We start from the raw sequence: 18,471 nt of genomic DNA on the forward strand, positions 1-18,471 counted from the left end.
CGACGGGCTGCACGTCTCCGACCACTGCCGGGGCATCGAACTCGTTCCGCACGGCAGGGCGGCGGAGAATCACGGAAGGCCAGGCCGCCGCGGCCCCCCGGTACCGCGAACCGCGGTCCTGGTGGGAGCCGCTCACGGCGAGGGCGGCGCGGCGATGACCACACGCTGGCTGGTGACCGGTGCGGGAGGGATGCTCGGCCGGGACGTGCTGGCGGAGCTCGCCGCCGATCCTGACGCCGTGGTGACGGGAGTGGGGCGTGACCAGTTCGACCTCACCCGACCGGCGGCCGCGCACGCGGCCGTCGCCGGTCACCATGTGGTCGTCGACTGCGCTGCCTGGCCGGACGTCGACCGCGCCGAGGAGGTCGAGGCGGCGGCCGCGGCAGCGAACGGCCCAGGCGTCCGCCACCTGGCACGTGCCTGCGCGGGCAGCGGAACGATCCTGCTGCACGTGTCCACCGACGACGTGTTCTCGGGTGACACCGGCGAGCCGTACCCCGAGGACGCGCCGACCAGACCCGTCGACGCGCACGGGCGGGACACGGTGGCAGGGGAGCAGGCAGTCGCCGAGCTGCTGCCGCGCAGCGGCTACGTCGTGCGCACCGCCTGGCTCTACGGCGTGCACGGACCCAACTTCGTGACCACCATGCTCGAACTCGCCGCGCGCCGCGAGACCCTGGACGTGGTGGCCGACCAGTACGGCCGGCCCACCTGGTCCCGCGCGCTCGCCCGGCAGCTGGCCGCCCTCGGCCGTGCCGCCCTGGCCGGACGGGCCCCGGCAGGCGTCTACCACGGCACGGCGGCCGGCCGCACGACCTGGTACGGCCTGGCCCGGGAGACCTTCCGGCTGAGCGGCCTCGATCCCGAGCGGATCCGCCCGGTCGGCTCGGCGGTGCTCCCGCGCCCCGCCACCCGCCCGGCGTTCGGTGTCCTCGGGGAGCACGGCAGCTGGTCGCGTACCGGCCTTGTGCCCCTCCCGCCGTGGGACGCCCTACTGGCCGCGGCCCTGGACACGCCCGTCTTCGCCGCCATGGCCGCCGCAGCGCGTACGGGTGGCTGATGTTCTGCTGACTGCCGTGCAGCACAAAGCGCCCGGCGGGACCATCCGGTCCCGCCGGGCACCTTGCCGTGCGTCGCCTACACCAGCAGCGGTCCGCCGCACCGCTCGGCACCGTCCTTCATGGCGATGAGGTTCGCCACCACGTAGGAGATGTCGTTCTTGGAGTGCCAGTCGGTCGGGTAGTAGGTGACCAGCCGCGACTTCTGGAACCGGGCCTCGATCTCCGGCACGAAGGCGCGGTACTGGTTGTCCGTGTAGTACCAGAAGGAGTTCTCGTTGTAGAAGGCGACGTGCGTCGGGTCCTGGTAGGCGCCCCGGCCGTCGGAGCTGGGAGTCATGGTGAGGAGCATGCCCCCGGGTGCCAGCAGCCGGTACAGCTCGTTGATCAGCGGCACCTTCGCGGGCACGTGCTCCAGGAAGTCCACGGCCCGCATGAGACCGACGGAGTTGTCGGGCAGGTCCAGCTTGTCGGGCAGGGTCGCGACGATGTCCACGCCCTCTCCCGCGTACTGGTCCACGCCCAGGTAGCCGGGCGGCTTCCGGTGGGCCGCGCCGAGGTCCAGCGCGAGCAGTCCCCGGCGCTGGGTCCAGGCGAGGGCGTTGGCCTCGATGTACTTGTCGTACAGGGCGACTGTCTCGCGCTGGATGTGGGCGTTGATCTCCGGGTCGCGCTGGGTGTTCGCGCGGTGGATCCGCTGGAGGTACAGGCAGCGGGTGATGTGGTGGAAGTCGCCGACGTGGAACAGACGGCACATCAGGTCCTGATCGTCCAGGACCGTACGCGTGGCGTCGTACCCGCCGACCTTCTCGTAGGCGTCCTTGCGGAACGCCCGTACGTGGTTGGGCGCGTACCAGATGTAGGCGACGTTGTGCGGCGTCGGTTCCATGGACTTGGCCGCCAGCAGCTTGCGGCCGTCGACGCGCACCTCCTCGTACTGCCAGCCGTGCGTCGCGTTGAAGCGGGACTCCTCCCGCTTCCCGTCCTCGGTGATGTGCGCGGTGTTGCTGTAGACGAAGACGGCGTCGGGATGCGCGTCGAATGCCTTGCCGAGCTGCGTCAGACACGCCTTTGCCAGGAGATCGTCGTGGTCGAGTTCCACGAGGATCTCGCCGCGCGCCAGTTCACAGGCCCGGCGCTTGGCCGCACCGACGCCGCGGATCTCGTCCGCGATCTCCACACGGACACGCTCGTCGGGCCGCTCCGGCCGCCACCGGGCGCCGTTGTTGAGGACGACGATCCACTCCCAGTCCGAACAGGTCTGCGCCTGCAGCGTCGCCAGGCACTCGTCGAGAAAACGCGGCTGGTGGCTGGGAGTGAAGACGGAGAACCTCGGTGTCGCAGTCGACGTCATCTGGTACCTGCCCGGCTAGGTGTAGGTGAGGGTGAGGGACTTACGGAATCCTGGAAGGATTCCGGCAGTTGGGAATGCAGCGAGGGATCGGCCGCAACGGCACGACGGAAGGAGGCCTCGGCCTCTTCGTCGCGGTCCTTCTTCGCCAGGATGTTCCCGATGTGCAGATGGGCGGTGGCGGCCTTCGGGTTGACGGCAATGGCACGCTTCAGCAGCGTGAGAGCCCGGTCGGGCTCACTCGATTTCAGCAGCAGCGCCTGATTGAAGAGAGCCGACGTGAACGACGAGTCGATCTTCAGCGCCTTGTCATAAGCAGCATGGGCATCAGCCGTCCTGCCGTCCTGCTGCGCGAGGACACCCAGGTTGTACCAGGCGTGCTTGCTGCGAGGATCCAGTTCCAGCACTCGCCTGTAGGTACGGGCCGCGCCGTCGTAATCCTGGTACTGCCCCTGCATGATGCCGGCCTGCAGAAGTGCTTTCGCCTCCGTGGTCTTCCGGATCGCCGACGCGGCCTCGGATTCCGGGGCAGGGGCCGACTGGGACTGAATCGCCCAGATGACGACCCCGGTGGCAGCCGCCGCCGTGCCGGCGAGCCCTGCCCACAATCGCCTACGTTTCACTTGGTCACATCTCATGGAGTCGGTGAGGGAAGGGATGAATGTGGCTGATTCGGGTGGCTGACGTGCAGGAGCCCGTGGGTGGTGCCGGCAATACCGGATTCCGAACCACCGTGATGCTCACCAAAGTTACGAGGTGGTCCTTGTGTCGCCGCTGTGCGTCGGGGACTTAGGGCGTACAGTCCACCCGAATGTACGCATCGACTATGCGGTACGCGGGCATGGAAGTGGCGAACGCCCGGCCGACGTCGTGTCCTTGGGCGTGCCTGTTCCGCAATGCGTCGTCGCCGGCAAGGCCGTTGCCATGGGCCGGCGGTATGCGCCCGCGGTCGAATGCGTATTGTCGCGCTGTGTTTTGATCACGGCAGTTCTGATCACTGCAGTGCGCACTGCGGATGGTGAAGATTGCCTGATGTCCGGTCAGTTCGGATCCGCGGCGACGGTCTCTGCGACGCGAAGGCGGCCCTGACGGCGTCGCGCGTCAGCGGCGCGCTCTGCGGCGTCACCCGTCGGGCGTCGAGGCAGCGATGAGGGCAGGCGGGCTCACGCGATGTCCGGTGGCAACCCGGTCCGCGCGCCTCCCTCGGCACGCGGACCGGGGCCGTCAGGGAGCGCCGATCAGCTGCGTGTCGCGCAGCGCGGCGGTGTGCGCGTCCATCCGCTCGGCGGCGAGGATCGCGGCAGCTGTGTCGGCGCGGGACGCGGCGACCACCAGGGCGCGGCCCGCGAGCGCGTGCGCCCGCTGGTGGAGCGCGGCGGGATCGGCGTGGGTCAGGGCGGCATGCCGGGCGGGCGGCGCGCCGCGCAGCCGGGACACCTGGGTCGCGATGGCGTCCGCCGCGGTGTCGAGACCGAGCTCGTCGGTGACGGCGAGGAGTGCGGCGAGATGACCGGCGAGCTGGATGTCCAACTCCTCCTCGCGGCTGCGGTGCGGGTACTGCGCCTGGTCGGCCATCGAGTGGACCGACTTGGTGCGGATCGGCTCGTACATGGGGATGGCCTCCTGCTCACGATCAGGAGACCATCCTACATTGGATTCAGTCTAAAGTTGAAGCCGATCGGGACTTCGTCAGCTGCAGGCCGTATCCGAGCCCGACTCCGTCACCTCACGCACGGTGCTCAGTGCTGGCTGTAGCCGTCCAGGAAGGAGCCGATCCGGGTCACCGCGCCGGCCAGATCCTTCGCCGACGGCAGGGTCACGATGCGGAAGTGGTCCGGCTCGGGCCAGTTGAAGCCCGTCCCGTGCACGACCATGATCTTCTCGGCCCGCAGCAGGTCGAGGACCATCTGCCGGTCGTCCTTGATCTTGTAGACCGACGGGTCCAGCCTCGGGAAGAGGTACAGGGCGCCCTTCGGCTTCACACACGTGATTCCCGGGATCCGCGTCAGCAGCTCGTACGCGGTGTCGCGCTGCTCCAGCAGCCGCCCGCCCGGCAGGACGAGCTGTTCGATGGACTGCCGGCCGCCGAGCGCGGTGGCCACCGCGTGCTGCGAGGGCATGTTGGCGCACAGCCGCATGTTGGCGAGGATCGTCAGACCCTCGATGTACGAGGTCGCGTGCGCCTTCGGACCGCACACCGCAAGCCATCCGGACCGGTAGCCGGCGACGCGGTAGTTCTTGGAGAGCCCGTTGAAGGTGAGCACCAGCAGGTCGGGGGCGATCGCCGCCGTCGGCGTGTGCGTGGCGCCGTCGTAGAGGATCTTGTCGTAGATCTCGTCGGAGCAGACGACGAGACGGTGCCGCCGGGCGATCTCGGTGAGGCCGCGCAGCACCTCGTCGTCGTAGACGGCGCCGGTCGGATTGTTCGGGTTGATGATCACGATCGCCTTGGTGCGGTCGGTGATCTTGCGCTCGATGTCCGCGAGGTCGGGCATCCAGTCCGACTGCTCGTCGCAGCGGTAGTGCACGGCGGTGCCGCCGGACAGCGAGACGGACGCCGTCCACAGCGGATAGTCGGGCGCCGGTACGAGCACCTCGTCGCCGTCGTCCAGCAGCGCCTGCATCGACATCTGGATCAGCTCGGAGACGCCGTTGCCGAGGTAGACGTCCTCGACGTCGAGGTCGATGCCCTTGGTCTGGTAGTGCTGCATCACGGCGCGTCGGGCGGACAGCAGTCCTTTCGCGTCGCCGTAGCCGTGCGCGCTGCCGACGTTGCGCAGGATGTCCTCGAGGATCTCCGGCGGGCACTCGAAACCGAAGGCCGCCGGGTTGCCCGTGTTGAGCTTGAGGATGCGGTGACCTGCCGCCTCGAGCCGCATCGCCTCCTCGAGGACCGGGCCCCGGATTTCGTAACAGACGTTTGCGAGCTTCGTGGACTGGATCACCTGCATGCCGAGAGCTTACGGGCGCCCGCGAGTGATCGCTTCGTGTTTCGGGCCACGCGATCACGGCGCGAATGTCCGATTTGGCGGCTTCCTGTGGTGGCGGCCCCCGCACCCCTTCGATTGCGCTGAGTGAACGGCTGGATCGCCTGTGATTTCGCAGCCCGACAGCGAGGTGTTGCGCTCGTCACCTTGGGGACCGGAGCGGCGGTCCGGAACCGGTAGGGTGATCGTCCCGCAGTGCACGGACCGACCCGGGAGGTGAGACCCGTTTCCGCAGCAGCAGTCAGGGTGCTCCCCTCCCGTGGCCGTACGGTCGGCCGGGCGTGATCAGGCCGGGTGACCGCGGGAGTGCCCTTCGGTTCCCGAAAGGCTTTCCATGCCGGTTCCCCCCAGTTCCGTCTCCCACGTCGTCACCACCCTCCGCGCCGCAGGCTGTGTCTTCGCCGAGGACGAGGCGCGCCTGCTGATCTCCACCGCCCGCGACGCCGCCGACCTCATTGCGATGATCCGACGCCGCGTCGTGGGCCTGCCCCTCGAACACGTTCTCGGCTGGGCCGAGTTCCGCGGGATGCGCGTGGCCGTCGACTCCGGGGTGTTCGTACCCCGCAGACGCAGCGTGTTCCTCGTCGATCGCGCCGTCGCACTCGCCCCGCCGGGTGCCCTCGTCGTCGACCTCTGCTGCGGCTCGGGCGCTCTCGGCGCGGCCGTGGTGGACGCGATCGGCGGTGGCGAACTGCACGCGGCGGACATCGAGCCCGCCGCCGTCCGGTGCGCCCGCCGCAATGTCGCCGCCGTCGGCGGGCACGTCCATGAGGGGGACCTCTACGGGGCCCTGCCGAAGAAGCTCGCCGGCCGCGTCGACGTCCTCGTCGCCAACGCCCCGTACGTGCCGACCGGCGAGATCGGCTTCCTGCCGCCCGAGGCGCGGGACCACGAGCCGCTCATCGCGCTCGACGGCGGCGCCGACGGGCTCGACATCCAGCGCCGGGTGACCGCGGAAGCGGCGCGTTGGCTGGCGCCGCGCGGTGTGCTGCTCGTCGAGACGAGCGAACGCCAGGCCCCGAGGACGGCCGCCGCGTTCGCCGAGCACGGCCTGGCCCCACGGGTCGAAGTGTGCGAGGAGCTGGACGCCACCGTGGTGATCGGCGCGAGACCCGCGTAGCCCGTCGCACGGCGAGGCCCCGGGGAGCCGGTCGCTCCCCGGGGCCGAGCCGTCAGCGCGCCCGAGCGGCGCGGTGCGGCAGGTCTCAGTCGCTGAGGCAGGCGTTGCCGACGGCGGGGCTCAGCAGACCGAGGACGCTGAGGCTGTTGCCGCAGAGGTTCGCGCCGAGGTCGATCGGGACCTGGACGACGTTGCCGGACAGCAGGCCCGGGGAACCGATCGAGTAGCCCTCGGCGCCGGAGTCGGCCATGGCGGGCGCCGCGGTGCCCAGGGCCATGACGAGACCCGCGACGACGGCTGCGGCCTTCGTGTGCTTCATTTCGATCCTTTCAGCAGGGGCGCGTACGCGGTACGGCCTTCGTGCCGCGCAGCCGCATTCAGGCATGCAGGCGTGCGCTTCCGCAGAACTAGTATCGATTTGGTTCCCGCGGGGAAACCGGTACGCGACTACCGGTTGGAAAAGTCACTCGTATGCCTCACGCATAATGCGCCGAACCGTTCCGTGCAAATCCGGCCGGCGAATTTCCGGGACTTTACGGGAATTTCGATTTCCGGCACGGGGCCGGCCCCGTGCACCGGCACGTCCTCCAGGGACGTGGCGTTCGCGAGGCCGACGAGGGAGGACAGGTTCTTGATCACTTACTTGTCCCTTTTTGTTGGATAGTTTGGTTCCGCGGCGTCACTCGGATGCCGCGCACGCCCCGCGCCGTGTGGTGCCGGTGCCGCGTTCACTCGTATTGCCGAATGGATTCTCCAACTCCGGGGGTCGTCTTCCGGTGCGGCACAATAGGTGAATCCATCGGGTCGAACGAGTGGTGAATTCAATATGACAATGACAACTGCCGGATCCTTGTCCGTCGAACAGAGGGGGAAGCGGCACCGGGCGCCCACGGCCCCCGGTGAGGGCGGCGTCGGTGCGGGGCGTGGGTTCGCGTGGATGCTGGTGGTCACGGGTGCGGCGGGGCTGCTGGCGGCGTGGGTGATCACGATCGACAAGTTCAAGCTGCTGGAGGATCCGGGGTTCACGCCGGGGTGCAGTCTGAATCCGGTGGTGTCGTGCGGCAGCATCATGAAGAGCGAGCAGGCGGCGGTGTTCGGGTTCCCGAACCCGATGCTGGGTCTGGTCGCGTACGGCATGGTGATCGCGATCGGGGTGGCGCTGCTGGCGGGGGCGCGTTTTCGGCGGTGGTACTGGCTGGGGCTGGACGCGGGGACGCTGTTCGGCGTCGGGTTCTGCATGTGGCTGATGCAGCAGTCGTTGTACGAGATCAACGCGCTGTGCCTGTGGTGCTGTCTGGCGTGGGTCGCCACGATCGTCATGTTCTGGTACGTGACCTCGCACAACGTCCGTCATGGGCTGCTGCCCGCGCCGGCTGTGGTGCGGGGGTTCCTGGACGAGTTCACGTGGGTGCTGCCGGTGCTGCACGTCGGGATCATCGGGATGCTGGTGCTGACCCGCTGGTGGGACTTCTGGACCGGCTGAGGCCCCGCCCTTTTGCGGGCAGCCCGCCGCGACGCGGGGAGTGACGTGTCACCTTCTTGATCGTTGACCGGATGCGGCCGACTGGGCGGGTGCCGTCGCCTTCGGGAAGGTGTGGGTGCAGGCCGGGCCGGGCGAGGACCGTCAGGCCGTACGGTCGTGGAGCCAGCCGCGGCGGGGCGGCGGCGGAGACGGGCGCAGCCCCTGTTCCTCCGGCGGCGGCGCGGGGAAGAGGGTGAGCCGTGTCCACTCCCCGTCCGGCCGGCCCGGCAGGGTCCGGCCGGCGGCCGCCCACTCGCGCGTCAGCTGTTCGTAGATCGGGCTGCCGCCGGGCGGCGGCGCCACCGGTGCCGAGTCGGTTCTCGTGTGTACGCGCTGCCAACGAGCCGGCGCGGTAGTCGTTGCCATACAGCGGCCAACGCGCGCCCGGCTGTCGAGGTCACTGCCGCGCCCGGGCCGTGGGGTACGTGAGGAACGGCCTTTCGAAGCTGTCGCCCACGCGGTGAGTCGCCACGTGAGGGGTCGACCACACCGCCGACGGCGTCTCACCGATCCGGCTGCTGGTCCAGGCCGGTCAGGCGGTCGTCACGATGCCGTACGCGAACGCGCAGTGCTCCGCCCCCGCCGAGTGGCCGGCCGGCCGGCTGCGCGGCCGGCGGCGTGCTGCTGCTGCGCTGAGCGCATCCGGTGTCCGCGCGTACGACACAGGGGCCGGCCGGGAGATTCCCGGCCGGCCCCTGCGTGCGCTGCGTGCGTCCGCAGCCGTGGACGACCGCGGCCGCCCCCCCGGGGGGGGGCGGCCGCGACGGGGCGTGGGCCGGCTGGGCCCGGAACGTCAGGCCGCGGTGGAGCCATTGACGCCACGACGGCGCAGCATGTACGCACCGGCGCCGAGGCCTCCGAGCAGCAGGACCGAACCAGCGGCGAGGCCACCACCGGAGAGGGCCGTGCCACCGCCACCGGTGTGCACGCCACCGTTCGGCTTGTCGTGGTCGTCCTTCTTGTCGTCGTCCTTGTCGTAGTCGTCCTTCTTGTAGTCGTCCTTCTTGTCGTAGTCGTCCTTCTTGTAGTCGTCCTTCTTGTCGTAGTCGTCCTTCTTGTAGTCGTCCTTCTTGTCGTAGTCGTCCTTCTTGTAGTCGTCCTTCTTGTCGTCGTCCTTGTCCCAGTCGTCCGCGTTCACGAACGACAGGGCACCGCCACCGGTGTGCACGCCACCGTTCGGCTTGTCGTGGTCATCCTTCTTGTCGTCGTCCTTGTCATAGTCGTCCTTCTTGTCGTAGTCCTTCTTGTCCCACTTCTTGTCGTAGTCGTCCTTCTTCTCGTAGTCCTTCTTGTCCCACTTCTTGTCGTGGTCGTCCTTCTTCTCGTCGTCCTTCTTGTCGTGGTCCGACGAGTAGTCGTCCTTCTTCTCGTCGTCCTTGTCCTCGTCGTCGGCCATGACACGCGCCAGCGCGCCGCCACCGGTGTGCACGCCACCGTCAGGCTTGTCGTGGTCGTCCTTCTTGTCGTCGTCCTTGTCGTAGTCGTCCTTCTTGTCGTGGTCCTTCTTGTCCCACTTCTTGTCGTGGTCGTCCTTGTCCCACTTCTTGTCGTGGTCGTCCTTGTCCCACTTCTTGTCGTGGTCGTCCTTCTTCTCGTCGTCCTTCTTGTCGTGGTCCGACGAGTAGTCGTCCTTCTTCTCGTCGTCCGACGAGTAGTCGTCCTTCTTGTCGCTGTCCGACGAGTAGGAGTCGTCCTTGCTCCAGTCGTCGGCCATGGCTACCGCGAAGGTGGGTCCGGAGACGGCGAGGGCCGCCGTGGCGACGGCCGAGGCGAGCAGGATGCGGGCAGAGCGCATAGTGAGCCTTTCCTTTCGCCGCGACTGCGAGGCCCGACACGTCATCGGCTCATCTGATCGCAGTGGCGACGTGATTCACCGTCAGCCAAATCGCGAAGGCCCACCACTGGAGAGCCCGGCATCCGGGCGACACCATGGGCCCGATGAGTGACCCTCGGCGGGATTTTCACCCGAGGGACTGCACGCCACGCCGGGTGCAGGTTTGGCCGCCCGCCGCAGCGAAAATGCGGGGCGCTCGACCCCGGACCCGGCCGCGCGACCACGCTTCTCTCACCTCGCGCGCCGCCCCAGCACGTCCACCGCGGCAATCACCCGGTCCCAGAACCTGTCGGCGTCGAGGCGGACCGCGACCTGCGCGTTCACGGGCCGGCCTGTGTACCGGTGCAGGTCCACCACGGTCGCTCCCCGGGTGTACCGCCCGCACAGCTCGACGGCCACATGCGCGTCCACGCAGCGCACGGTCTCGGGGTCGATGACCCGCGTCACGGCCACGGGGTCGTGCACCGGCGGCGCGGGGAAGCCCCACAGCCGTCGGTAGGTCGACCCGAAGTAGGTCAGCAACTCGACACAGATCCGGGCGAGGTCGGTGTCCAGGGCTTCGATGCGCGCCAGTACGGCGGGGGTGGCGAGGGCCTGGTGGGTGACATTGAGCCCGCACATGGTGACCGGCACGCCACTCGTGAGCACGATGTCGGCGGCCTCGGGGTCCGCGTGGACGTTGAACTCGGCGGCCGGGGTCGTGTTGCCGCGCTCGGTGGAGCCGCCCATGAACACGATCTCGCGGATGTGCGCGGTGGCGTCCGGGTACCGCGTGAGCAACAGCGCCACATTGGTCAGGGGGCCGGTGGGGACGAGGGTGACCGGCTCCGGATGCCCGGTCAGGACGCGGTGCATCAGCTCCACGGCGTGCTCCGGGACGACGTCCACGGCCGGTGCCGGGAACCGCGGGCCGTCCAGTCCGGAGTCGCCGTGCACGTCGTCCGCGACCGTCAGGGGCTGCACCAGGGGTCGGGCGCAGCCGGCCGCGAGGGGGACGCCGGTGATGTCGGCGACGGTGCACACCCTGCGCGCGTTGAGCGTGGTCTTCTCGACGGTCTGGTTGCCGGCGACGGTGGTGATCGCAAGCAGGTCGACCGCCGGATCGGCCGCGGCGAGCATGAGGGCGAGGGCGTCGTCGTGCCCGGGGTCGCAGTCGATGATGATCGGAACGGACACGGCTCTCCTCGGCTCGCGGGGCGTGGACGCCCTCAGTCTCCGCTCGTGCGCGGCGTTTTCCGGCCGTCGGCCCTTCACCTCTTCGTCCCATCCGTGCCCGCCCCCTAGGCCCATCGGCCGACAGAACGGGCCCGGCAGATCACCCGCTTGTAGCGTCGCTTTCGCGGGCGCCGGCCGGCGCCGCGTCGATGCTCGCCGCTTTTCGCGGAGGCGGGCGGACAATCGGAAGGGTAAAGGGCCGATGCTCAGTGAGACGATGTCGAAAGTGATCGCGGGAACGATTCCCGTCGCAGCCGCCCTTGCCCTTTCCTTATCCGCTACGGCGCCCTTTCCGGATTCCGACCCGTATTCCGCCCGGCGTCCGGCGTCGGCTGCTCCCTCCGATGCGGCGTCGGCGCCGGCCCATGCTCCCGCGGCCGCCCGCGGGAAGGGGAGTCCGGAAACCACCGTGCAGCGGCTCAGGGGCGAGCTCATCCAATGCGCTTCCGGGAAACCCCGGCTGGCCCGGGCCCTGACCCGGGATATAGCCCGCTCCCTGGCCGACCGCACCAGCCGGGCCTCGCTCGTGCTGTACGACCGGACCACGCGCACGTCCTGCACGTACCGGGCCGATGAGCGCTACGACTCGGCGAGCATCGTCAAGCCGATCGTCCTGGGCGCACTGCTTCACGTCAGAGACGGGGAACTCTCCGCAGAGGAGCAGCGTCTCGCCCGGAAAATGATCGCGAATTCAGACAACGCATCGACGTACGTGTTGTGGGACATCGTCGGCCCCGACACCATCGAGTGCTTTCTGGACGACGTCGGTATGACGAACACCGCCGTCGACGAAGCCGGCTACATGGGCCTGACGCAGGTCACCGCCCGGGACCAGGCGAGCCTGCTCGCCATGCTCACGGGCGAGGACGATGCGGTCCTGGACGAGGACGAGCGCGCCTACATCCTCGGTCTGATGCACGATGTGCAGGAGGACCAGCGCTGGGGAGCCCCCGCCGGGGCGCCCGCGGACGCCGCCGTCCAGGTCAAGAACGGATGGCTCCGGCGTTCCGACGCGAACCTCAGGGACCCCTCGGACCGCGGGGACTGGAAGGTCAACAGCATGAGCGCGCTGACGGGACGGGCGTACGACTCCGGCCTGGTGGTGCTCACCGAGAACAACCGGGTCCCCGAGGACGCGCACCCGGATGCGGGGTGGTTCTACGGCATGGACACGATCGAGGGCGTGGCGCGGTCCATCCACCGGAACCTGTATCCCCGCCGGTGAAGCAGGGCGAGGCCACGGCGTCGCGGCTCGACGCGCGTGAGGAAGGGCGCTGGGCTTCAGGCTCAGCGCCCTGGCGCCGTTGGCTCCCGCCCGCGCAGCGGCTGACGGCCTTTCTCCGCGTCCCTGGCCATTCCGCAGGAAGTGGAAGAGCATTCACGTGAAAAGTTTTCACCTTTCGTCAGACGTGCCGGTCGGGCTCGGACAGGAAGGGGTGGTACGCGACATGCCCGGCATCAGGCTCACCGTGAGCACCTGATGCAGGGCCGGTGAGGTTCCCGACCTGGTCGGGCTACGATCGATCGCCGCGGACGCGCCGAGATGGGAGAGAGCCACCGTGTTCTATTACGTGCTCAAGTACGTCCTTCTGGGGCCATTGCTGCGGCTGCTGTTCCGCCCCAGGATCGAGGGACTGGAGCACATCCCCGCCGAGGGTGCGGCGATCGTCGCCGGGAACCATCTGTCGTTCTCCGATCACTTCCTGATGCCCGCGATCCTCAAGCGGCGCATCACCTTCCTGGCGAAGGCCGAGTACTTCACCGGCCCGGGCCTCAAGGGCCGGCTGACCGCCGCGTTCTTCCGCAGCGCCGGCCAGATTCCGGTGGACCGCTCCGGCAAGGAGGCCGGGCAGGCCGCCATCCGTGAGGGCCTCGGGGTCCTGAGCAAGGGCGAGTTGCTGGGCATCTACCCGGAGGGCACCCGTTCGCACGACGGCAGGCTGTACAAGGGCAAGGTAGGCGTCGCGGTGATGGCGCTCAAGGCCGGTGTGCCGGTGGTGCCGTGCGCGATGGTGGGCACGTTCGAGATCCAGCCGCCGGGTCAGGTGCTGCCCAAGATCAAGCGGGTCACGGTCCGGTTCGGCGAGCCGCTGGACTTCTCGCGGTACGCGGGCATGGAGAACCAGAAGGCGGCGATCCGGGCGGTCACGGACGAGATCATGTACGCCATCCTCGAACTGTCCGGCCAGGAGTACGTGGACCGGTACGCGGCCGAGGTCAAGGCGGAGCAGCAGGAGCTGGAGCAGCAGCAGCGGCCGAAGAGGTTCCCGACGCGACGCAATCGCTGACCGGTCCGGCCCTACGAAACGCCGCGCGGGTCGATGCCGACCGACGTCGTATGTCTTCGCCGGATTCCGCTCAGCGGTACAGGTCCGCGGCCGCCACGGCCAGCCCCTCGTCGAGCAGCTTCCGCAGGGCGCGCGCGTCGGCCGCAACGGCCGTGACCAGGACTGCCGGTCCGGCCAGCGGGGCGAGTGCGGCGGTCGGGCCGAGCACCAGCGGTTCGAGTGGTTTGTCGGTGTACGCCGGGTCGACGACCAGCAGTTGGCCGACGGCCCGGTGCCCGGCGAGCACGGCCGGGCCGTCCCAGCCGCCGGGCGCGCCGGGGCCGCAGGCCAGCTCCGTGTCGAGCAGGGGGCGGCCGGCTCGGTGGGCGGTGAGGCGCGTCACGAGCGTGCCCGGCTCCTCGCCGTGGCGGCCCAGGATCTGTTCCTCGCGCAGCACCAGCCGTGCGCCGGGCGCGAGTTCGACGCGGGTGCGCTGGTGGAGAGTGCTGCCCCGGGCCGCGATGAGCTGCTCGGGCAGCCAGTGCAGCACGGAGTCCTCCCCCGCCTTCAGGGTCACGTCGTAGCGGGCGAGCTCGCCGGTGGGTCCGGGCAGCGCGATGGTCGCGGCGGCGGAGTCCACGGTGAGCCGGGCCCCCTCGCACACCTCGGCCTCGATGGCGAGCCGGTCCCCGCCGAGCGGCGCGCTCATCGCGCCGACGACGGTGACCTTGCTGCCCGGGCCGGTGGCGCGGGTACGGCGCAGGGCGAGCGGCCCGTCGCTGACGAGGACGGGCAGACCGCTCCGGTCGGCGACGACGCGGGCCGTGGCTTCGATGCTCATCCGGCGCGATCAGGCGGTCCAGGCGGCGAGCTGTGCCCGTACCCAGTCGGCGACCGGGCGGACGCCGTCGGTCTCGCGCAACGAGGTGAAGACGACGGGCAGTTCGCCGCGCTGTTCCTTGGCGTCGCGGGCCATGCGCCCGAGGTCGGAGCCGACGTACGGCGCGAGGTCTGTCTTGTTGACGACGAGCAGGTCGGCGGTGGTGACACCGGGGCCGCCCTTGCGCGGGATGTCGTCGCCCCCGGCGACGTCGATCACGAAGATCTGGGCGTCGACCAGCCCCTTGGAGAAGGTGGCGGTGAGATTGTCGCCGCCGGACTCGACCAGGACGAGGTCCAGCGGGCCGACGCCGTCCTCCAGGTCCTCCACCGCTTCGAGGTTGGCGGAGATGTCGTCGCGGATGGCGGTGTGCGGGCAGGCTCCGGTCTCGACCGCCTGGATGCGTTCGGGCGGCAGCACGGCGTTGCGCAGCAGGAACTCGGCGTCCTCGCGCGTGTAGATGTCGTTGGTGACGACCGCGATGGACAACTGGTCACGCAGGGCGGTGCACAGCGCGGCGACGGTGGCGGTCTTGCCGGAGCCGACCGGCCCGCCGAGCCCGATCCGCAGGGCCCGCGGTGTGCCGTCGGGGCGCACGGCGTCGGCGCCGACGGCGGATGCGCCGGCTTCGTCGTGGCGGTGGTCGAGATGCATGGGGTGCGGCTCCTTGGTGGGGGTTCTAGGACGCGAAGAGGCGTACGGGCCAGGTCGTGTGCTGCTCGGCGGTGATGTCGAGCAGCGGGGCGGACGCGGCGGGAAGGGCGTCCATTCCTTCGTGGGCGGCTGCGGCGGCGCGGGCGGCGACCTCGTCCATCTCGGGCGCGAGGCGGGCGAGCACCGCCGTGGCCTGGAAGGGGTCGAGGCTGAGCAGCCGTAGGGCGGCGGTCGCCGGGCCGCTCACGCTCTCGTAGACGACGCAGTGGGCGGCGTCGTACGGCCCGAGGCCGGCCGCGCGGGCGGCGGTGCCGAGCACGATGGGCTGGTGTGTTCCGCGGGGGAACGCGGCGGCCAGTGCGTCGAGTTCGGGCCCCGGCCAGGCGGCGCGGGCGGCGCGCATCATCTGGCGCCCGAGCTTGCGTGCGGCGCCCCGCAGGGCGGGTGAGGGCGTACGCGCGTCTGCGGCGCGGTCGAGTTCGACGGGGTCGTGTCCGAGGGCGGCAGCGGCGGCGAGCGCGGCGGAGGTGAGGGCAGTGGTGTGCAGGCGCCCGCGGCAGAAGTCCGCGAGGCCCGCGGCGTCCCGTATCCGGCCCTCCCGTACGGCGGGCTCGGCACCGCCGGAGTGCGCGTGCCCTCCGGCGGGGAACCGTCCGTCGGCCAGCACGAGCAGCGCGGCGCGGCTCATGCGGCACCCGCCGGGGGCGCGTCGCGGGCATGGCGCTCCGGCCCCTGCCGGTGGCGGGCCGGACGCGGCTCGGCCGCCCGTGCCTGGCGGCGAAGCCGCCGCACCGGGCCCACGACGTACCCGGCACGCATCGGACCACCCGCACGCGTCGGGCCACCGGCACGCGTCGGACCATCCGCACGCGTCGGGGCACCGGCACGCGGCCGGGCCGCGGGAGCGGTCGCGGGTCGCCTCGGCCCTCGGTCACGGGCCCGCGGGCGCGCCGCCGGGTCGGTGCCGAGGCGCGGGGGCGCGGGCGGGCCGATGGGCCTCAGTGGTCTCGTTCGTGTGCGCATCAGAACAGGAAGTACCGCTGGGCCATGGGCAGTTCCGCGGCGGGCGCGGGCTCGACCGGCTCGCCGTCGATCGTCACCGTGAACGTGTCCGCGTCGACCTCGACCCGCGGCAGTGCGTCGTTCTCCCGCATGTCCGCCTTCGTGACCCGCCGGGTGCTCGCGATCGGTACGAACGTCTTCGCCAGCCCGAGCCGTTCCGGCAGGTCGTCCTCGATCGCCGCCCGGGCCACGAAGTTGAACGACCCGTGCGCCGCCGCGCGCCCCAGCGCGCCGAACATCGGCCGAGGCATGACCGGCTGCGGCGTGGGGATGGAGGCGTTGGCGTCGCCCATCTGCGCGTACGCGATCTGCCCGCCCTTGATGACGAGTTGGGGCTTCACGCCGAAGAACGCCGGTTCCCACAGCACCAGGTCCGCCAGTTTCCCGGTCTCGACCGAGCCGATCTCGTGGGCGAGGCCCTGCGCGACCGCCGGGTTGATCGTGTATTTGGCGACATAGCGACGGACTCGGTGGTTGTCGGCGCGTCCGTCACCCGGCAGTGGCCCGCGCCGCTTCTTCATCACGTGCGCGGTCTGCCAGGTCCGCATGACCACCTCGCCGATGCGGCCCATGGCCTGCGAGTCGGAGGAGATGATCGAGATGGCGCCGAGGTCGTGCAGGACGTCCTCGGCCGCGATGGTGGAGGGCCGGATACGGGACTCGGCGAAGGCGAGGTCCTCGGGCACGGCGGGGTTGAGGTGGTGGCAGACCATCAGCATGTCGAGGTGTTCCTCGATGGTGTTGACGGTGTGCGGCCTGGTCGGGTTGGTGGAGCTGGGCAGGACGTGCGGCTCGGACACCACGGTGATGATGTCGGGGGCGTGGCCGCCGCCCGCGCCCTCGGTGTGGTACGCGTGGATCGTGCGGCCGGCGATGGCGGCGAGCGTGTCGCCGACGAATCCGGCCTCGTTCAACGTGTCGGTGTGGATGGCCAGTTGGGCGCCGGTCTCGTCGCACACGGACAGGCAGGCGTCGATGACGGCGGGGGTGGCGCCCCAGTCCTCGTGGATCTTGAACCCGAGCGCTCCGCCGCGCAGCTGCGCGTGCATGGCCTCGCGCGACATCGTGTTGCCCTTGCCGAGCAGACCGATATTGACCGGGTACGTGTCCAGTGCCTCGAACATCCGGGCGAGGTGCCACGAGCCGGGTGTGATGGTGGTGGCCTTCGTGCCCTCGGCGGGTCCCGTGCCGCCGCCGACGAGCGTCGTCACGCCGGTGGCGAGAGCCTGTTCGACGAGGGTCGGCGAGATGAAGTGGACATGCGCGTCGACCGCCCCGGCCGTGAGGATCTTCCCGTTGCCCGAGATGATCTCGGTCTCGGGCCCGATGACGAGGTCGGGGTGGACGCCCTCCATGGTGTCGGGGTTGCCGGCCTTGCCGATGCCGGTGATACGCCCGTCCCGGATGCCGATGTCGGCCTTGACGATGCCCCAGTGGTCGATGACGACGGCGCCGGTGACGACGGTGTCCGGGGTTCCGTCGGCCCGTGTCGCACGGGACTGGCCCATGGATTCCCGGATCACCTTGCCGCCGCCGAACACGGCCTCGTCGCCCGCCCGGCCGGGCCCGCCGGAGCGGTCGTCCTCGATCTCGACGAGCAGATCGGTGTCGGCGAGGCGGATGCGGTCGCCGGTGGTGGGCCCGAAGAGATCCGCGTACACGGCGCGACTCAGCTCAGCCATCGAGGTGCCCTCCGGTCTCCCCGCGCAGCCCGGCGACGATGCGGCGGCCGGCCAGCGGGACGAGTTCGACGTCGACGGGGATGCCCGGCTCGAACCGTACGGCGGTGCCGGCCGCGATCGCGAGCCGCTTGCCGCGGGCGGCCGCCCGGTCGAACGCCAGGCCCGGGTTGGCCTCGGCGAAGTGGTAGTGGGAGCCGACCTGGACGGGCCGGTCGGCGGCGTTGACGACGGTGAGGCGGGTGGTCTCGCGGCCCGCGTTGAGCACGACGGGCTCGTCGGCGAAGAGGATCTCTCCTGGAATCATTGGCTCCGCCCCTCAGACGATCGGGTCGTGGACGGTGACGAGCTTGGTGCCGTCCGGGAAGGTGGCCTCGACCTGCACGTCGTGGATCATCTCGGGCACGCCCTCCATGACGTCGGCGCGGGTGAGCACCGTGCGGCCCGACGCCATGAGTTCGCCGACGGTGCGTCCGTCCCGGGCGCCTTCGAGGATGTGCGAGGTGATGAGGGCGACGGATTCGGGGTGGTTCAGCTTCACACCGCGCGCCCTGCGCTTCTCGGCCACGTCGGCGGCCACGTGGATGAAAAGTCGTTCCTGCTCGTGCGGGGAGAGTTGCACGCGTCCACCTCACTGTCGTCCGGCCCGGGGGCGTGGGACCCCAGGCCACGACGGTGTTGACCTGGGCACGGGGATCTCACGACCAGGGGTTGAACGTTAGGACGCAAGTTTTTCCTGCGCGTTAACTGATCTTGGGAACCTGCAGGGACATCAGTGACGCGCAGACCGTCCTTCAGCGCCTCGACGCGCACGTGGCCGACTCCATCAGGCCGGCCGCGGC

General features: G+C 70.1%; 19 protein-coding genes and 1 pseudogene. 6 read left to right on the forward strand and 14 right to left on the reverse strand.

The window, feature by feature from the left end:
- Positions 1-154: 154 nt before the first annotated feature.
- Positions 155-1,060, forward strand: a complete 906-nt coding sequence (rfbD, locus tag ACLB9X_RS25465; RefSeq protein ID WP_410362716.1) for a dTDP-4-dehydrorhamnose reductase — start codon at positions 155-157, stop codon at positions 1,058-1,060.
- Between the two features lie 77 nt (positions 1,061-1,137).
- On the opposite strand, the gene ACLB9X_RS25470 is transcribed toward rfbD, so the two are convergent.
- From ACLB9X_RS25470 to ACLB9X_RS25485, 4 genes are all read right to left on the reverse strand, one after another.
- Complete coding sequence (locus tag ACLB9X_RS25470) at positions 1,138-2,412, reverse strand: glycosyltransferase (protein ID WP_410362717.1); 1,275 nt, start codon at positions 2,410-2,412, stop codon at positions 1,138-1,140.
- On the reverse strand, positions 2,409-3,032 hold the full coding sequence (locus ACLB9X_RS25475) for a tetratricopeptide repeat protein (RefSeq protein WP_410362718.1): 624 nt from the start codon (positions 3,030-3,032) through the stop codon (positions 2,409-2,411). Before ACLB9X_RS25475 ends, ACLB9X_RS25470 begins: the two co-directional genes overlap by 4 nt.
- A gap of 601 nt (positions 3,033-3,633) precedes the next feature.
- Positions 3,634-4,020 carry a hypothetical protein gene (locus ACLB9X_RS25480; RefSeq protein WP_410362719.1) on the reverse strand — a complete coding sequence of 129 codons (387 nt, stop codon included), beginning with the start codon at positions 4,018-4,020 and terminating at the stop codon, positions 3,634-3,636.
- A 128-nt stretch (positions 4,021-4,148) separates the two neighbouring features.
- Complete coding sequence (locus tag ACLB9X_RS25485) at positions 4,149-5,360, reverse strand: pyridoxal phosphate-dependent aminotransferase (protein WP_410362720.1); 1,212 nt, start codon at positions 5,358-5,360, stop codon at positions 4,149-4,151.
- A 370-nt stretch (positions 5,361-5,730) separates the two neighbouring features.
- Between ACLB9X_RS25485 and ACLB9X_RS25490 the strand changes: the two genes are divergently transcribed.
- Positions 5,731-6,516, forward strand: coding sequence for a putative protein N(5)-glutamine methyltransferase (locus tag ACLB9X_RS25490; RefSeq protein WP_410362721.1), 786 nt, complete (start codon positions 5,731-5,733; stop codon positions 6,514-6,516).
- 85 nt (positions 6,517-6,601) lie between these two features.
- On the opposite strand, the gene ACLB9X_RS25495 is transcribed toward ACLB9X_RS25490, so the two are convergent.
- A complete protein-coding gene (locus ACLB9X_RS25495) occupies positions 6,602-6,835 on the reverse strand; it encodes a chaplin (RefSeq protein WP_410362722.1) in 234 nt (77 codons plus the stop codon).
- Between the two features lie 507 nt (positions 6,836-7,342).
- On the opposite strand from ACLB9X_RS25495, the gene ACLB9X_RS25500 reads away from it, so the two are divergent.
- Entirely contained in the window at positions 7,343-7,999 is a 657-nt protein-coding gene (locus ACLB9X_RS25500; protein ID WP_410362723.1) for a vitamin K epoxide reductase family protein, read from the forward strand.
- Between the two features lie 141 nt (positions 8,000-8,140).
- Here the strand turns inward: ACLB9X_RS25500 and ACLB9X_RS25505 are convergent, their stop codons facing one another.
- On the reverse strand, positions 8,141-8,341 hold the full coding sequence (locus ACLB9X_RS25505; protein ID WP_410362724.1) for a hypothetical protein: 201 nt from the start codon (positions 8,339-8,341) through the stop codon (positions 8,141-8,143).
- A gap of 188 nt (positions 8,342-8,529) precedes the next feature.
- Here ACLB9X_RS25505 and ACLB9X_RS25510 point away from each other — a divergent pair.
- A pseudogene (locus tag ACLB9X_RS25510) lies at positions 8,530-8,625 on the forward strand (DUF5949 family protein); the annotation flags it as partial.
- A 206-nt stretch (positions 8,626-8,831) separates the two neighbouring features.
- Here ACLB9X_RS25510 and ACLB9X_RS25515 read toward each other — a convergent pair.
- Both ACLB9X_RS25515 and ACLB9X_RS25520 read right to left on the reverse strand, forming a co-directional pair.
- A complete protein-coding gene (locus ACLB9X_RS25515; RefSeq protein ID WP_410362725.1) occupies positions 8,832-9,833 on the reverse strand; it encodes a hypothetical protein in 1,002 nt (333 codons plus the stop codon).
- Between the two features lie 270 nt (positions 9,834-10,103).
- Positions 10,104-11,048 (reverse strand): nucleoside hydrolase, encoded by a 945-nt coding sequence (locus ACLB9X_RS25520; protein ID WP_410362726.1) that lies wholly within the window; start codon positions 11,046-11,048, stop codon positions 10,104-10,106.
- Positions 11,049-11,496: 448 nt separating this feature from the next.
- On the opposite strand from ACLB9X_RS25520, the gene ACLB9X_RS25525 reads away from it, so the two are divergent.
- Positions 11,497-12,312, forward strand: coding sequence for a serine hydrolase (locus tag ACLB9X_RS25525; protein WP_410362727.1), 816 nt, complete (start codon positions 11,497-11,499; stop codon positions 12,310-12,312).
- A gap of 334 nt (positions 12,313-12,646) precedes the next feature.
- Complete coding sequence (locus tag ACLB9X_RS25530) at positions 12,647-13,375, forward strand: lysophospholipid acyltransferase family protein (RefSeq protein WP_410362728.1); 729 nt, start codon at positions 12,647-12,649, stop codon at positions 13,373-13,375.
- A 70-nt stretch (positions 13,376-13,445) separates the two neighbouring features.
- Here the strand turns inward: ACLB9X_RS25530 and ACLB9X_RS25535 are convergent, their stop codons facing one another.
- The 6 genes from ACLB9X_RS25535 to ACLB9X_RS25560 form a co-directional block, all read right to left on the reverse strand.
- Positions 13,446-14,195 carry an urease accessory protein UreD gene (locus ACLB9X_RS25535; protein ID WP_410362729.1) on the reverse strand — a complete coding sequence of 250 codons (750 nt, stop codon included), beginning with the start codon at positions 14,193-14,195 and terminating at the stop codon, positions 13,446-13,448.
- A 9-nt stretch (positions 14,196-14,204) separates the two neighbouring features.
- Positions 14,205-14,888: an urease accessory protein UreG gene (gene ureG / locus ACLB9X_RS25540; RefSeq protein ID WP_410362730.1), complete on the reverse strand. Its 684-nt coding sequence runs from the start codon at positions 14,886-14,888 to the stop codon at positions 14,205-14,207.
- A 25-nt stretch (positions 14,889-14,913) separates the two neighbouring features.
- The gene (locus ACLB9X_RS25545) at positions 14,914-15,576 is read right to left on the reverse strand and encodes an urease accessory protein UreF (RefSeq protein ID WP_410362731.1); all 663 of its coding nucleotides are present in this window, start codon (positions 15,574-15,576) and stop codon (positions 14,914-14,916) included.
- Positions 15,577-15,910: 334 nt separating this feature from the next.
- Complete coding sequence (locus ACLB9X_RS25550; protein WP_410362732.1) at positions 15,911-17,632, reverse strand: urease subunit alpha; 1,722 nt, start codon at positions 17,630-17,632, stop codon at positions 15,911-15,913.
- Complete coding sequence (locus ACLB9X_RS25555; protein WP_410362733.1) at positions 17,625-17,936, reverse strand: urease subunit beta; 312 nt, start codon at positions 17,934-17,936, stop codon at positions 17,625-17,627. Before ACLB9X_RS25555 ends, ACLB9X_RS25550 begins: the two co-directional genes overlap by 8 nt.
- Before the next feature lie 12 nt (positions 17,937-17,948).
- Positions 17,949-18,251, reverse strand: a complete 303-nt coding sequence (locus ACLB9X_RS25560) for an urease subunit gamma (protein ID WP_410362734.1) — start codon at positions 18,249-18,251, stop codon at positions 17,949-17,951.
- Positions 18,252-18,471: the final 220 nt, after the last annotated feature.

It is taken from the genome of Streptomyces sp. 5K101 (genome assembly GCF_046506645.1).
Classification (GTDB): domain Bacteria; phylum Actinomycetota; class Actinomycetes; order Streptomycetales; family Streptomycetaceae; genus Streptomyces.

What these genes read in the sequence shown, in the direction of transcription:
- rfbD (WP_410362716.1), top strand. Translation starts at nt 155, where the DNA reads ATGACCACACGCTGGCTGGTGACCGGTGCGGGAGGGATGCTCGGCCGG.
- ACLB9X_RS25470 (WP_410362717.1), bottom strand. Translation starts at nt 2,412, where the DNA reads ATGACGTCGACTGCGACACCGAGGTTCTCCGTCTTCACTCCCAGCCAC.
- ACLB9X_RS25480 (WP_410362719.1), bottom strand. Translation starts at nt 4,020, where the DNA reads ATGTACGAGCCGATCCGCACCAAGTCGGTCCACTCGATGGCCGACCAG.
- ACLB9X_RS25485 (WP_410362720.1), bottom strand. Translation starts at nt 5,360, where the DNA reads ATGCAGGTGATCCAGTCCACGAAGCTCGCAAACGTCTGTTACGAAATC.
- ACLB9X_RS25490 (WP_410362721.1), top strand. Translation starts at nt 5,731, where the DNA reads ATGCCGGTTCCCCCCAGTTCCGTCTCCCACGTCGTCACCACCCTCCGC.
- ACLB9X_RS25495 (WP_410362722.1), bottom strand. Translation starts at nt 6,835, where the DNA reads ATGAAGCACACGAAGGCCGCAGCCGTCGTCGCGGGTCTCGTCATGGCC.
- ACLB9X_RS25500 (WP_410362723.1), top strand. Translation starts at nt 7,343, where the DNA reads ATGACAATGACAACTGCCGGATCCTTGTCCGTCGAACAGAGGGGGAAG.
- ACLB9X_RS25515 (WP_410362725.1), bottom strand. Translation starts at nt 9,833, where the DNA reads ATGCGCTCTGCCCGCATCCTGCTCGCCTCGGCCGTCGCCACGGCGGCC.
- ACLB9X_RS25535 (WP_410362729.1), bottom strand. Translation starts at nt 14,195, where the DNA reads ATGAGCATCGAAGCCACGGCCCGCGTCGTCGCCGACCGGAGCGGTCTG.
- ureG (WP_410362730.1), bottom strand. Translation starts at nt 14,888, where the DNA reads ATGCATCTCGACCACCGCCACGACGAAGCCGGCGCATCCGCCGTCGGC.
- ACLB9X_RS25545 (WP_410362731.1), bottom strand. Translation starts at nt 15,576, where the DNA reads ATGAGCCGCGCCGCGCTGCTCGTGCTGGCCGACGGACGGTTCCCCGCC.
- ACLB9X_RS25550 (WP_410362732.1), bottom strand. Translation starts at nt 17,632, where the DNA reads ATGGCTGAGCTGAGTCGCGCCGTGTACGCGGATCTCTTCGGGCCCACC.
- ACLB9X_RS25555 (WP_410362733.1), bottom strand. Translation starts at nt 17,936, where the DNA reads ATGATTCCAGGAGAGATCCTCTTCGCCGACGAGCCCGTCGTGCTCAAC.